This is a genomic window from Pseudomonas sp. MS646, from assembly GCF_036693845.1.
Classification (GTDB): Bacteria; Pseudomonadota; Gammaproteobacteria; order Pseudomonadales; family Pseudomonadaceae; genus Aquipseudomonas; species Aquipseudomonas chlororaphis_E.
On sequence record NZ_CP144763.1, the window covers coordinates 955,312 to 969,628 of the forward strand.

A 14,317-nucleotide genomic window follows, 5' to 3' on the forward strand; every position below is an offset into this window, starting at 1 on the left:
ATGGCGGGCAAAGGACTGAACCCATACCAACGCTATTATTGGAGCGCGTCCAGCGCCTACGACCTCGCGGAAACGGCCTGCGTGAGCATTGGGTTTGTACTGGACGGGCCATTGAACATCGCGCAGTTCAGCCGAGCAGTGGACGCGGTGGTCAATCGTCACGAACAACTGCGGTCCCACTTCTACGAAACGGAAGAAGGCCCTCGACGGTTTCCCGCAACCGAGGTAACTGACGTACTGAGCGTCGATGGTGAACCGTTCGAGTTGTCCAGACTGGAAGACTGTATCGAGAACTTGTGCCGACGGCCGCTCGATCTGAAGGTGGATATACCGTTCAGGGCCTATCTGAAAAAGCTCGGGCAGGATCGTTGCCTGTTTGCACTGATCATTCACCACATCGTTGTCGACTCATGGTCGCTGGAGGTCATCCTCGACGATCTGGCGACCGCCTACAACGGTTTGATATCCGCCGCGCCGGAACCGTTGCTGGAGCCGCTCACTTTCGATCATGAAACGCTGGCAACGCCGTTGGAGCAGGATGAGCATCAGCGTCAGGCGCTGTTCTGGCGACACTATCTCAAGGACGCGAAGATCCCGCTGATTCCGGGTTTGCTCATCGGCGAGAGCGCGCAAGCCAAGTCGATCTTCGATGTAATGACCCCCGGTGTGGAGATTCATGGGGCCATCAACCGACTTTGTAATACGTTGGATGTAACGCCTTTTGTGGTTTACACCGCGGCGGCGTCTATCGCTCTCGCACATTTTTGCGCGACGGACGATTTCTTGATCCAGACCAATGTGACGCCGCGTTGGATGGAAGGCACGCAGACTGTCGTCGCCTACTTGTCAGCGCGCATTCCATTGCGAATACGCGTTGACTCGAAATTGTCGTTGCAGGCTCACATCCTTAATGTCGCCGACTCACTCTACGAAACCTTCGACAGTGTCGGTCTTTCTATCGGTGAAATCATGGCCGAATCCGAAATCAGACAAAGCCTGCCTGTTCATATCGGTGCCGAAAGCCCGTTTGAAAGTTGGGATCTTGAAGGTGTCGCTGTCTCCCAGGTCCAGCTACCCGACTATCAGCCGTGGCCGCTATTTTTGTGGGTACCTGTCACGACTGATCATTGCTTTATCAAGCTGCAGTACCAGGCCGACAGAATCTCGCCTGAAAACATGCTGAAACTAAAACATCTGCTGAACGAAACGTTAGATCAATTCAGTCTCCTGGAGGCCGAAGGAAGCGCTCGCGACACAGAGGTTTTACAACACGATGCCATTCAATGAGACCTTCCATGAAAGACTCCCTACACCTGTCGTCCCATGCATTGACCGTCGTTTCCGGCGCGCAGATCGCCAATCTGATGCCTTCGTTGCGCGAGGACATTCTGCGTCTGGTCGAAGAAACCTACTTGCAGCACGATGCCGGCCTGACCAACAACCCCGACAGTTATTTCCTGAGATTTGAAGAACGCCAATCGGATCGGATCATCGCTTTGCCGGCTGCCATTGCCAACGACACGCCCATTTCTGGCATCAAGTGGATTGCCAGTTATCCGAAGAACATTGAGCAAAATCTACAGCGTGCCTCGGCCGTCCTGTTGCTCAACGATTACGAAACGGGTTACCCGGTGGCATGCCTTGAAGCCTCGCAAATCAGTGCGGCCAGAACCGCGGCGTCTGCAGTGCTCGCTGCAAGGGCGCTGGTGGCGGATCCGAAGAAGGCGGTAAAAATTACATTCGTCGGCGCCGGGGTGATTTCCCGCGCAATCTTTGATTTTTTCATGGCCGATGGCTGGAGGTTCGGTCAGGTAAATGTCTGTGATCTGGACGCGGGGGCGGCCGCTGAGCTTCGTCATCACATAGAGGCCGGGACAGGCCAGGAAGCGCGTTTTGTCGAGAACTGGAAGTCTGCTATCAATGCTGCCGATATCGTTGTTTTCGCCACCAACGCAGGCACGCCTTATGTATCGGGAGACGATGTCTTTGCGCCGGGACAGATCATTCTGAATGTCTCGCTACGCGATATCAGCCCGGACATCATCTGGCATGCGTTCAACCTATTCGATGATGTGGAACATTGTATGAAAGCCAATACTTCCCCCCATCTGGCGGAACAGAAGTACGGCGATCGCTCATTTGTGCACGGCACGCTCGCGCAAGTCCTGAAGAACCCGCGCTTGATCAACCGTTCGCGTCCGCTGATTTTCTCGCCATTTGGGTTGGGTGTCCTGGATCTTGTGGTGGGCCAACTATTCGTCGACAAATGTATGGAGGCTGGGGCCTATACCAACATCGCGGACTTCATTCCGGACACGCGACGTTGGGCCACGTCCCACGGCTGAAGCCATCAAGCAGTAGAAACGCGAGTATTTGCTCGTTCCATTCCAGGGAGGAATGACCCGATGCCCATTAAAAAAAGCATGATCATCGGCTTCAATGATTTCTCGTTTGACGACTACTGTCAGATGCTCGATCAACTTGCACCTGAAGCGGCAGCGAAACGGGATCTGCGCTTGGCGTTTGTCAATTATGAGGGTTCGCGGTTTCATGCATTGGGCGTGCTGAACAAGACGCGTGAATTGCAGGGGCTAGCTGACCTGGACCTGAACAATGCCGACTTTCTATGGCCGGTTGTGATGGTGTTGGGGACCTATCTAGACAAGCACGGTATTGCCTTTGACTACGTCAACCTTTTTCAGAAAGAGAAGGACGTTCTGGCGCAAAAACTGACATCCGGGACGATCAACGCGGTGGTCATCACCACGACCCTCTATGTCATGCCCCATCCGGTGCAGGAGATTGTGGACTTTGTGCGCTCCTTTGCCCCTGAGGTGCAGATCATCATCGGCGGGCCCTATATCAGCGGTCTGTTCAAGGCCCATGATCGCGAGCTGCTCGGTGACTACTTGAGTGTTCTTGGTTGTGATATCTATATCAACAGCAATGAAGGGGAGGACACACTTCGCCAGGTACTGGAGGCACTCAACCAGAACCGTTCAGTCATCGGCTTGAGCCGCACGGCGGTATGGGACGGTGATACGTGGGTGTTCGGTGCGGATGAGCCGGAATACAACGAGCTGAAGGAAAACTTCGTCAATTACAAGTTGTTCGAACCGCGCGGCATCGGACGTTTTTTGTCCACGCGTACAGCTAAGTCGTGCCCATACTCCTGTGCATTCTGCGGTTTTCCCCAGCGGGCCGGTAAGTACCGCTACTTGTCCACCCGCGATGTAGAACGCGAACTGGACGCGGTGAAGGCGATCGGCACCGTGGATACGCTGACGTTCCTGGATGACACATTCAATGTGCCCAAGCAGCGCTTCCGAGAAATCATGCAGATGATGATCGACAACCAGTACAACTTTAAGTGGAACTCCTTCTATCGCTCTGATCAGGGCGACCCGGAAACCATCGAACTGATGGCGCGCGCAGGGTGCGAAGGCGTTTTTCTGGGGATCGAGTCTGCCTCCGATAAGATGCTTGCATTGATGCGCAAGACGTCACGTCGCAAGAACTATGAACAGGCCATTAGTGCATTCCGCTCGGTGGGCATTGCGACGCACGCCTCGTTCATCATTGGCTTTCCAGGGGAAACCATCGACACGGTGCAAGAGAGCCTGGACTTCATCGAAACCTTTCGGCCGGACACCTTCCGAGCGCAGGTGTGGTATTGCGACCCGCTGACACCCATCTGGAATGATCGGGAGAAGTATGGCATCACCGGGTCGGGCTTCGACTGGGCGCACGATACGATGGACAGCGAACTGGCTGCATCCATTACCGAGCGGTTTTTTCTTACCGCACAAAACTCCACGTGGTTGCCACAGTTCGGCTTTGAGCAATGGAGTCTGTTTTATTTGCATCGCCAGGGAATGGAGCAGAGTAATATCCTCGGGTATCTGGACGGCTTCAATGCGGCAGTCAAGCATCAGCTGTTGCATGGCGATGAGGTTGAGTTGCCTGCCTCAATCGTCGACCGCTTCAGGTTCAGTGCCCATTTGCCGGCGCAAAGTCCTGCCGTGCCGCAGTCCAGGTTATCAATGGAATCGGCGACGCACTTCAAGGCTGCTGAAGCACGCTTGCGGGCCGTGGCCGCGTGGCTGGATCCGCAGAATATCGGGGCAATGCTGGTGCACACGGGGGAGCAGACGCAAACAGCGCTGAGCTGGCCCGAGGGTATCGTCAATGGCAGCGATCCGGACGTCGGCTGGATCGTGGCCTTTTTGAAGCACGCTTCGAGCATTCTTCAGGGCAGTCGATTTGTTTGGCAACACGTCGTCAAGGAAGGCTCCCGACTGATTGCGATCGATGATGTCGACCGTTGCAGCGAGACTGCGCTGTATGACCGCGTCGCGACATTACTTGCCCAGACCCCACTACTCGACAGTCACGACAACTATCTGCTGTCGCGCAATTCACGGTTGGGGGCTTGCGGCATCGTTTTATGTCAGCCGGTCCTTCGCGTGTTCGCCGATAATGTTGTCGCCCCTTCGTCTGATAGCGGGCTTTACATGCACCTGCTGCTGCCCGGTAACGGGCAGGGACGGGTGCTGAGCAATTTTGTCCGATGGGCTCCCGAGCTTCACACTGCGGATGCGCAGAGTTCGCTTGCCGAGCAGGCCGTGTTTGTCAGAGTGCAATAGGTGCGATCCGGGGAGGAGAACGCCAGCTCCCCTCCCTGATCCTTTGTCACACGCTTAGCGGGGGGAACCTTGCAACGCCGCTCTCTTGCGTTCTTCGCGGGCGCGGGCAGCCGCTAACAGTTGTTCGGCTATGCGCCTTTCCAGACGCTCCTCACCGAGCCGGATGAACAACGGATGGCCGACAATGGTCGCGTCGAGTTCATAACCGCGTCCTTCGGGTTCTCGCATCCAATAGTTGCCATCAATCAGCGTACGCCGCAGCTCCACCACATCGCTTCGCAGCATGGGGGCGTATTGGGTTTCCCATTGATCCAGCCGCGCGGTGGCTTCACGTTCGCTATAGCGTTCGCCGGGCTTGAGCGCGCAGCTGATGTACAAAAGTATTACCGCCAGTTCCTGGCGATTTAGCCGGCCCAGGGTCAAGCCGTTCTTGTTGCTCAAGCGCGTCAGTATCTCGACGAAGTGCTCAAAGTCTGTTGGAAGTTCCTTGTTCAATGTCTTGCTCCTTTGGATATTCATGGTTCTCGCAGTTTAGTGGTGAAGCACGGCACGAGTGAGCCGGTATGGCGGTTGTCATGCAACGTTGTATGGGCGTTCCCGAAAAAAGAAAACCCCGCCAGCCCAAACTGAGACTCAGTCGGGGCTGGAGGGTTTTTTCATGCAAGGTGCACTACTCAAGGCGAAGATTTACTTCTGTGGCGAGGGAGCTTGCTCCCGCTGGACCGGCCCGGCGCTTTGGGCGCAGAAGGCCCAAGAGAGGGTCCGCTTCGCGGCCCAGCGGGAGCAAGCTCCCTCGCCACAAGTGTTTTTCTGCCTTAAGTGCTTTGCAGCCTTTCAGCCTTACGCCGCACCTTCGAGGAACTGCTCGGCGTAGTGACACGCCACCAGCCGGTTATCGAGCGGACGCAGGGCCGGTTCTTCGGTCTTGCAGCGCTCGGTGGCATACGGGCAGCGCTTGTGGAAGGCGCAGCCGGGCGGTGGGTTGAGCGGGTTGGGCAGTTCGCCGACGATCTTGATCTTGGGCTTGTTCGGGTCCGGGTGGATGGTCGGGGTGGCCGACAGCAGCGCCTGGGTGTACGGGTGCAGCGGGCGGCTGTAGATGTTTTCGTTGGGCCCCATTTCCACCGGACGACCGAGGTACATCACCATCACGTCATCGGCCACGTGCTGGACCACTGCCAGGTTGTGGGAGATGAACACGTAGGCGGTGTTGAACTCCTGCTGCAGGTCCATGAACAGGTTCAGCACCTGGGCCTGGATCGAGACGTCCAGCGCCGAGGTCGGTTCGTCCGCCACCAGCACCTTGGGTTGCAGCATCATGGCGCGGGCCAGGGCGATGCGCTGGCGCTGGCCGCCGGAGAACATGTGCGGGTAGCGCTGGTAGTGCTCGGGGCGCAGACCCACCTGCTTCATCATGGCCTGGACTTTTTCCCGACGCTCGGTGGCCGACAAGCTGGTGTTGATGAGCAGCGGCTCGGCCAGTTGGTCGCCGACTTTCTGCCGAGGGTTGAGCGACGCGTACGGGCTCTGGAACACCATCTGCACGTCTTTGCGCAACTGCTTGCGCTCGGCCTTGTTGGCGCCGGCCACTTCCTGGCCAGCGATCTTCAGGGAGCCAGAGGACGGCTCTTCGATCAACGTCAGGGCCCGGGCGAGGGTGGATTTGCCGCAACCGGATTCGCCCACCACGGCCAGGGTCTTGCCGGCCTCGAGTTCGAACGACACACCGTTGAGGGCGCGCACGGTCGCATGGCCCTTGAACATGCCACGGGACACTTCGTAATGACGGGTCAGGTCACGGGCGGTAAGTACGACGGCCATCACGCCACCTCCTGGTTCAACGGGTAGAAGCAGCGGGCGAGGCTGGCGGTTTTCGGGTCAAGGGCCGGGCGTTGTTGGCGGCAGTTTTCCTGCACGTAGGGGCAGCGCGGCGACAGCAGGCAGCCTTGCGGGCGGTCGTAGCGGCCGGGAACGATGCCTGGCAATGTCGCCAGCCGCTCGGCGCCCATGCTGTGCTCGGGAATCGCCGCCAGCAATGCTTCGCTGTAGGGGTGTGCCGGGATGTCGAACAGCTCCGGCACCTTGCCCACTTCCACGGCCTGGCCGGCGTACATCACGCACACGCGCTGGGCGGTCTCGGCCACCACGGCGAGGTCGTGGGTGATCAGCACCAGGCCCATGTCCTGCTCTTTTTGCAGGGCCAGCAGCAGGTCCATGATCTGCGCCTGGATGGTCACGTCCAGGGCGGTGGTCGGTTCGTCGGCGATCAGCAGCTTTGGCTCGCCGGCAATGGCCATGGCGATTGCCACGCGTTGGCTCATGCCACCGGACAACTGATGAGGGTAGGCGTCCATGCGGCTGGCGGCGCCGGGGATCTCGACTTTTTCCAGCAACTCGATGGCACGCTTGCGGGCAGCCTTGCCGGACATTTTCAGGTGCAGGCGCAGCACTTCTTCGATCTGGAAGCCCACGGTGTAGCTGGGGTTGAGCGCGGTCATCGGGTCCTGGAAGACCATTGCCAGGTCCTTGCCGACGATCTGCCGACGCTGGCGAGCGCTCAGCTTGAGCATGTTCTTGCCGTCGAAGTTCAGCGCGTCGGCGGTGACGATGCCGGGGTGCTCGATCAGGCCCATCAGCGCCATCATGGTCACGGATTTACCCGAGCCCGACTCGCCGACGATCGCCAGCACTTCGCCTTTTTCCACGCTCAGGTCCAGGCCGTCGACCACCGGCACGGCCGTGGCGTCGCCGAAGCGGACGTTGAGATTCTTGATTTCTAACAGTGACATGGGAATCTCCTCAGGCGGCATTCTTGAGTTTCGGGTCCAGCGCATCGCGCAGCCCGTCGCCCATCAGGTTGATTGCCAGCACGCTGAGCAAAATGGTCAGGCCAGGCAGGCTCACCACCCACCAGGCGCGTTCGATGTAGTCGCGGGCCGAGGCCAGCATGGTGCCCCACTCCGGAGTCGGCGGCTGGACGCCGAGACCGAGGAAGCCCAGGGCGGCGGCGTCGAGGATCGCCGAGGAAAAGCTCAAGGTCGCCTGCACGATCAGCGGCGCCATGCAGTTGGGCAGCACGGTGATGAACATCAGGCGCGGCAGGCCGGCACCGGCCAGGCGGGCAGCGGTCACGTAGTCGCGGTTCAGTTCACCCATCACCGCTGCGCGGGTCAGGCGCACATAGGACGGCAGCGACACGATGGCGATAGCGATCACGGTGTTGATCAGGCCTGGGCCGAGGATGGCGACGATCGCCACGGCCAGCAGCAGCGAAGGCAGGGCCAGCATGATGTCCATCAGGCGCATGATGGTCGGGCCGAGGATGCGCGGGAAGAACCCGGCGAACAGGCCCAGCAGGATGCCCGGGATCAGCGACATCACCACCGACGACAAGCCGATCAGCAGCGACAGGCGCGAGCCCTGGATCAGGCGCGAGAGCAGGTCGCGGCCCAGTTCGTCGGTGCCGAGCAGGAACTGCATCTGGCCGCCTTCGAGCCAGGCCGGCGGCGTCAGCAGGAAGTCGCGGTACTGCTCGCTCGGGTCATGGGGTGCGACCCAGGGCGCGAAGATCGCACAGAACACGATCAGGATCATGAACAGCAGCCCGGCCACGGCGCCCTTGTTACGGGAAAACGCCTGCCAGAATTCTTTGTACGGGGACGGGTACAGCAGGCTTTGATCGACTGCTACCGAAGGAGTTGGAGTACTCATGGATTTGATCTCAGCGCTGGTGACGGATGCGTGGGTTGGCAAAGCCGTAGAGGATGTCCACGACGAAGTTGACCAGAATCACCAGGCAGGCGATTAACAGGATGCCGTTCTGCACCACGGGATAGTCCCGGGCGCCGATGGCTTCGATCAGCCACTTGCCGATACCCGGCCAGGAGAAGATCGTTTCGGTCAGCACCGCACCGGCCAGCAGGGTGCCGACTTGCAGGCCGACCACGGTCAGCACCGGGATCAGTGCGTTGCGCAGGCCATGCACGAACACCACCCGCGACGGCGACAGGCCTTTGGCCTTGGCGGTGCGGATGTAGTCCTCGCGCAGCACTTCGAGCATCGAGGAGCGGGTCATGCGGGCGATCACCGCCAGCGGGATGGTGCCCAGCACGATGGCCGGCAGGATCAGGTGGTGCAGGGCATCGAGGAAGGCGCCCGGCTCATCGGCGAGCAGGGTGTCGATCAGCATGAAGCCGGTTTTGGGCTCGATGTCGTAGAGCAAGTCGATCCGGCCCGACACCGGGGTCCAGCCCAGGCTCACCGAGAAGAACATGATCAGGATCAGGCCCCACCAGAAGATCGGCATCGAATAACCCGCCAGGGAGATGCCCATCACCCCGTGGTCGAACAGGGACCCTCGCTTGAGTGCCGCGATCACCCCGGCCAGCAGGCCCAGGATACCGGCGAACAACAGGGCGGCCATGGACAGTTCCAGGGTCGCGGGAAACAGGGAGCTGAACTCGGTCCATACGCTTTCACGGGTGCGCAGCGATTCGCCGAGGTCGCCGTGGGCCAATTTGCCGATGTAGTCCAGGTACTGGGCATACAGCGGCTTGTTGAGGCCAAGGCGTTCCATTGCCTGAGCATGCATTTCGGGATCGACCCGACGTTCGCCCATCATCACTTCCACGGGGTCGCCGGGGATCATGCGAATCAACGCGAAGGTCAGCAGGGTGATGCCGAAGAACGTGGGGATCAGTAATCCCAGTCGGCGGGCAATAAAACTAAACATCTTAAGGTGTACCTCATCAGCCGGTTAGGCGTGCCCGGCGCCGCTTGGTAAGCGATGCCGGGCGTTTTCTTATCTACTTCACCTGGGTAGTGGCGAAGTTGTTGGTGGTGAGCGGGCTAATCACATAGCCCTCTACGTTGTTGCGCATTGCCGTGAACATCCGGGTGTGGGCCATGCTGATCCATGGCTGGTCCTGGTTGAAAATCACCTGGGCCTGTTCATAGAGCTTGATGCGCTCCTCAGGGTTCACCGAGGCGCGGGCCTGATCGATCAGTGCCTGGAATTTCTCGTTGCACCAGCGTGCATAGTTTTCGCCGTTCTTGGCCGCCTCGCAACTGAGCATAGGCGTCAGGAAGTTATCCGGGTCGCCGTTGTCGCCCGCCCATCCGGCGGAAACCATGTCGTGCTCGCCGTTTTTCGCGCGCTTGAGCATTTCGCCCCATTCCATCACGCGAATGTCGACCTTGATCCCGACCTTCGCCAGGTCCGCCTGCATCATCTGCGCACCGAGCATCGGGTTGGGGTTGGTCGGGCCGCCGCCGTTGCGGGTAAACAGAGTGAACACGGTGCCTTCCGGCACGCCGGCTTCCTTGAGCAACTGGCGGGCCTTGTCCAGGTCACGAGGCGGGTTCTTCAACTCATGGTTGAAGCCTAGCAGGGTCGGTGGGTACGGGTTGACCGCCACGGTGGCGTTGCCCTTGCCGAACAGCGCATTGACGTAGGCTTCCTTGTCGAAGGCCAGGTCGATGGCCTGGCGCACCCGCACGTCGCTCATGTACTTGTGGCTGGTGTTCATGGCCACGTAGGACACGGTCATCGCGTCCAGCTCGGTGACCTTCAGGTTCGGGTCTTTCTTGATGTTCGGGATGTCATCGGGCTTGGGGTACAGCGCGACCTGGCACTCGTTGGTCTTGAGCTTCTGCATGCGCACGTTATTGTCGGTGGCGATGGCCAATACCAGCGCGTCCGCCGGCGGCTTGCCGAGGAAGTAGTCCGGGTTGGCCTTGAAGCGAACCTGAGCGTCCTTGTTGTAGCGCTGGAAGACGAACGGGCCGGTGCCGATTGGCTTGCTGTTGAGGTCGCCGGTCTTGCCGGCCTTGAGCAATTGGTCGGCGTATTCGGCCGGGTAGATCGAAGAGAAGGCCATGGCGATGTCGGCCAGGAACGGTGCTTCGCGGCGGGTCAGGGTGAACTTGACCGTGTGCTCGTCGACCTTCTCGACATTCTTCAGCAGTTCCCTGAAGCCCATGCTTTCAAAGTAGGGGAAGCCCACGCTCGACAGTTTGTGCCACGGGTGATTGGGGTCCAGTTGGCGCTGGAAGCTCCAGACCACGTCGTCGGCGTTCATGTCGCGGGTCGGCTTGAAGTAGTCCGTGGTGTGGAACTTGACGCCTTTGCGCAGGTGGAAGGTGTACGTCAGGCCGTCGTCACTGATTTCCCAGGTATCTGCCAGCGAGGGAATCACTTCGGTAGTGCCGGGCTTGAAGCCCACCAGACGATTGAAGATGGTTTCGGACACCGCGTCGCCTGTGACTGCAGTCGTGTACTGGACCATGTCGAAGCCTTCCGGGCTGGCTTCTGTGCAAACCACCAGGGGCTTGGCCGTGGCGCCGACGGCGACGCTCAGCAGCGCGGCGGCGATGGCTGCACGTAGGGGAATCATGTTCATCGTCAATCCTCTGCAATCGGTTAATGGCAAAAGCCGGACGGCCGACCTCGTGAGTCGACCGTCCGGTGGAGCGTTAGAGAATGTTGAACGGGATGGTGGTCACCAGGCGGAACTCGTTGAGGCTGCCGTCGGCCTGGTTTTCGCTGGCCCGGTGTGCAGTGTAGGTCGCCCGGATCGCGGTGGCCTTGAGCGGGCCACTCTGTACGGCGTAGGAAGCACCGACGCCGTATTCGTAGTGGTGCTCGCCGTCCATCGCTTTCACATCGCTGTAGCCGGTGCTGTTGTAGTGGGTGCCGTCGATGCCCCAGCCGCGGGCCTGGTAGATGTTGAACTTCAGGCCTGGCACGCCGTATTCAGCCATGTTCAGGCCATAGGCGATCTGGAAGGACTTCTCGTTCGGGCCGTTGAAGTCCGACAGCAGGGAGTTGGCCAGGTAGATGCCGTTGGTTTCATGCAGGTAGTCGAAGTACTCGTTGCCGTTCACTTCCTGGTACGAGAACGTCAGGCTGTGGGCCTGGTGGGTCAGGCCGAACGACAGGGAGTAGGTGTCGTTGTCGATATCGCCCAGTTTGCTTTTGCCCGAGTCCACGGTCTTGTAGTAGTTCAGGCCGGTGGTCAGGCTCAGCACCGAGCTGTCGCCCAGTTCATGGGTGGCGCCGAAGTAGTACTGGTTCCACATGTCTTCGGCCTGGGTCGCCCAGAGGCTGGTCTTCAGGCTGGCCAGAGGCTGGTAGGTGATACCGGCGGTGTTGACGTGATCGGTTTCAACGCTGCTGTCGCCGTATTCGGAGCGGAACTTGCGCAGGCTCTCTTCGGTACGTGGCGAGTTGCGGTCGAAGGTGGCGATGTCGAAGCCGAGGTTCTCGAACTCCTCGCTGTGCAGGCTCACGCCCTGGAAGCTGGAGGGCAGGGCACGGTTGCCGATCACGTCGACCATCGGGCTGCTGAAGTTCTGGCGGCCGGCGGTCAGGGTGGTGTTCGACACGCGGGCCTTGACGTTGGCCAGGCCCAGTTTGCTCCACTGGCCGACGGCGTCGCCGCCTTCGCGGGTCAGGGTACGGTTGTTGCCGGCGCCCGGACGGGTGGTCGGTGCGCCGCCATTGTTGGAGGCCAGGTCCTTGCGATCCTGGTCCAGGGCGATGGCGTTGTAGGCGGCCAGTTCGGTGCTGAAGCCGACGGTGCCTTCGGTGAAGCCCGAGTTGTACTTGATGATGGTGCCTTGCAACCAGTTGATACGGCGGTCGGTTTCACGGGCTTCGCCGTTCTTGCGATAGGTGAGTTTCGCCCCCCGCTTGAATTGCTCGTTGGCGTACCAGTTACGGGTCGACCCGGTCACTGATTGCCCATCGATGAACCCCTTGGCTTCGCTTTGTTCACTGCTGGTCTTGAGGGTCACCGGGGTGACCGCCTGGCTTTGCGACTCGGCATACGCCGTCGCGGTCACGCTGCTGATGGCCAGGGCCAGTAACGCGGTGCTGCTCAATTTCATGGGTGAAGCTCCTTTTTTCTTTCTTTATTTATGCCGGTCTTTTTGGGTGATACGGCTTGGGTTTACAGCTCATTCATGCCTGGCAAACGTTTGCATGACGCCAAATCGACGAATTCAGGCAAGACGCCTGCGCAAGAGCCCCCGTGGGGGCCCTCGTGGCATGGCTAATCGGTTATGGGTTCAGGCTGACGCCCGAGAACACGTTGCGACCGAAGGGGCTGACCTTGAACCCTTCGACTTTGGCACTCAGCGGCTGGTTGACCGTCGAGTGGGCAACAGGGGTGATCGGCACTTGCTGCTTGAGCAACTGCTGGGCCTGTTTGTAGAGCACGGTGCGCTGCTCACGGTCGGTGACGACCTTGGCCTGCTTGATCAGTTTGTCGTAATCCTGGTCACACCACATGGAGTAGTTGTTGCCGCCAATGGCGTCGCAGCTGTACAGCGTGCCCAGCCAGTTGTCGGGGTCACCGTTGTCGCCGGTCCAGCCGATCAGGCTGACGTCGTGCTCGCCGTTCTTGGTGCGCTTGATGTACTCGCCCCATTCGTAGCTGACGATCTTCACCTTCAGGCCGATCTTCGCCCAGTCGGCCTGGAGCATCTCGGCCATCAGTTTGGCGTTGGGGTTGTAGGGGCGTTGCACGGGCATGGCCCAGAGGGTGATCTCGGTGCCTTCCTTGACCCCGGCGGCCTTGAGCAACTCCTTGGCTTTTTCCGGGTCGTAGGCGGCGTCCTTGATGGTGTCGTCGTAGGACCACTGGGTCGGCGGCATGGCGTTGACCGCCAGTTGCCCCGCACCCTGGTACACGGCATTGAGGATGCCTTGCTTGTTCACCGCCATGTCCAGCGCACGCCGCACCTCGACCTGGTCGAACGGTTTGTGGCGGGTGTTGTAGGCGATGTAGCCGAGGTTGAAGCCGGGCTTCTCGATCAGTTGCAGCTTGGGGTCGTTCTTCAGCGCCGGTACATCGGCCGGGCGTGGATGCAGGGTGACCTGGCACTCGTTGGCCTTGAGCTTCTGCACCCGCACCGAAGGGTCGGTGTTGATGGAGAAGATCAGGTTCTTCAACTTGACCCGCTCCGGCGCCCAGTATTGTGTGTTGGCGACGTAGCGGATGTTGGAATCTTTCTGGTAACTCTTGAACTCGAACGGCCCGGTGCCGATCGGCTTCTGGTTGATGTCGCTCGGCTTGCCGCTCTTGAGCAACTGGTCGGCGTACTCGGCCGACAGGATTGCGGCAAAACTCATGGCGATGTTCTGGATGAACGCGGCGTCGACGCTGTTGAGCGTCATGACCACGGTCAACGGCCCGGTTTTCTCGACCTTGGCGATGTTCTTGTTCAGGCTCATCCCGTTGAAGTACGGGAACTCGGTGGGGTAGGCCTTGCGGAACGGGTGCTGGGGGTCGAGCATGCGGTTGAAGGTGAACAACACGTCGTCGGCGTTGAAGTCCCGGGTCGGGGTGAAGTAGTCGGTGGTATGGAACTTCACGCCTTCGCGCAGGTGGAAGGTGTACGTCAGGCCGTCTTCGGAAATATCCCATCGGGTCGCAAGGCCAGGTACGACGTTGGTCGCGCCTTTTTCAAACTCGGCCAGGCGGTTGTACAACGGTTCGGCGGCATCGTTATCGGTGGCGGTGGTGTACTGCGCGGTGTCGAAACCGGCAGGGCTGCCTTCGGAACAGAACACCAGGCTGCCTTCGGCGGCCTGCGCCGCGGATGTCGCGGCCAGCAATGCGGATAAAACCAAGGTATGGCGCATGACGCTCCCTCTCTCGTTCGGG

At 59.8% G+C, this 14,317-nt stretch carries 11 protein-coding genes; 3 read left to right on the forward strand and 8 right to left on the reverse strand.

Annotated features, from left to right (window positions below; translation table 11 throughout):
• Genes V3H56_RS04025 through V3H56_RS04035 form a run of 3 tightly spaced genes read left to right on the forward strand, consistent with a single transcriptional unit; the run spans position 1 to position 4,646 of the window.
• A complete protein-coding gene (locus tag V3H56_RS04025) occupies positions 1-1,287 on the forward strand; it encodes a condensation domain-containing protein (RefSeq protein ID WP_047738325.1) in 1,287 nt (428 codons plus the stop codon).
• A gap of 8 nt (positions 1,288-1,295) precedes the next feature.
• A complete protein-coding gene (gene sbnB / locus V3H56_RS04030) occupies positions 1,296-2,345 on the forward strand; it encodes a 2,3-diaminopropionate biosynthesis protein SbnB (RefSeq protein WP_053007396.1) in 1,050 nt (349 codons plus the stop codon).
• A gap of 60 nt (positions 2,346-2,405) precedes the next feature.
• The gene (locus V3H56_RS04035) at positions 2,406-4,646 is read left to right on the forward strand and encodes a PhpK family radical SAM P-methyltransferase (protein WP_047738322.1); all 2,241 of its coding nucleotides are present in this window, start codon (positions 2,406-2,408) and stop codon (positions 4,644-4,646) included.
• 54 nt (positions 4,647-4,700) lie between these two features.
• Here the strand turns inward: V3H56_RS04035 and V3H56_RS04040 are convergent, their stop codons facing one another.
• From V3H56_RS04040 to V3H56_RS04075, 8 genes are all read right to left on the reverse strand, one after another.
• Positions 4,701-5,141: a DUF2087 domain-containing protein gene (locus tag V3H56_RS04040; protein WP_047738321.1), complete on the reverse strand. Its 441-nt coding sequence runs from the start codon at positions 5,139-5,141 to the stop codon at positions 4,701-4,703.
• 345 nt (positions 5,142-5,486) lie between these two features.
• A complete protein-coding gene (locus V3H56_RS04045; protein ID WP_047738320.1) occupies positions 5,487-6,467 on the reverse strand; it encodes a peptide ABC transporter ATP-binding protein in 981 nt (326 codons plus the stop codon).
• Positions 6,467-7,435: an ABC transporter ATP-binding protein gene (locus tag V3H56_RS04050; RefSeq protein ID WP_042732219.1), complete on the reverse strand. Its 969-nt coding sequence runs from the start codon at positions 7,433-7,435 to the stop codon at positions 6,467-6,469. Before V3H56_RS04050 ends, V3H56_RS04045 begins: the two co-directional genes overlap by 1 nt.
• A 10-nt stretch (positions 7,436-7,445) precedes the next feature.
• Positions 7,446-8,357 carry an ABC transporter permease subunit gene (locus V3H56_RS04055; RefSeq protein ID WP_042732218.1) on the reverse strand — a complete coding sequence of 304 codons (912 nt, stop codon included), beginning with the start codon at positions 8,355-8,357 and terminating at the stop codon, positions 7,446-7,448.
• Positions 8,358-8,367: 10 nt separating this feature from the next.
• Positions 8,368-9,378, reverse strand: coding sequence for an ABC transporter permease subunit (locus V3H56_RS04060; protein WP_030139822.1), 1,011 nt, complete (start codon positions 9,376-9,378; stop codon positions 8,368-8,370).
• Positions 9,379-9,451: 73 nt separating this feature from the next.
• On the reverse strand, positions 9,452-11,047 hold the full coding sequence (locus tag V3H56_RS04065) for an ABC transporter substrate-binding protein (RefSeq protein WP_047738318.1): 1,596 nt from the start codon (positions 11,045-11,047) through the stop codon (positions 9,452-9,454).
• 73 nt (positions 11,048-11,120) lie between these two features.
• On the reverse strand, positions 11,121-12,536 hold the full coding sequence (locus V3H56_RS04070; RefSeq protein WP_047738316.1) for an OprD family porin: 1,416 nt from the start codon (positions 12,534-12,536) through the stop codon (positions 11,121-11,123).
• 172 nt (positions 12,537-12,708) lie between these two features.
• Positions 12,709-14,295 carry an ABC transporter substrate-binding protein gene (locus tag V3H56_RS04075; protein ID WP_047738314.1) on the reverse strand — a complete coding sequence of 529 codons (1,587 nt, stop codon included), beginning with the start codon at positions 14,293-14,295 and terminating at the stop codon, positions 12,709-12,711.
• Positions 14,296-14,317: the final 22 nt, after the last annotated feature.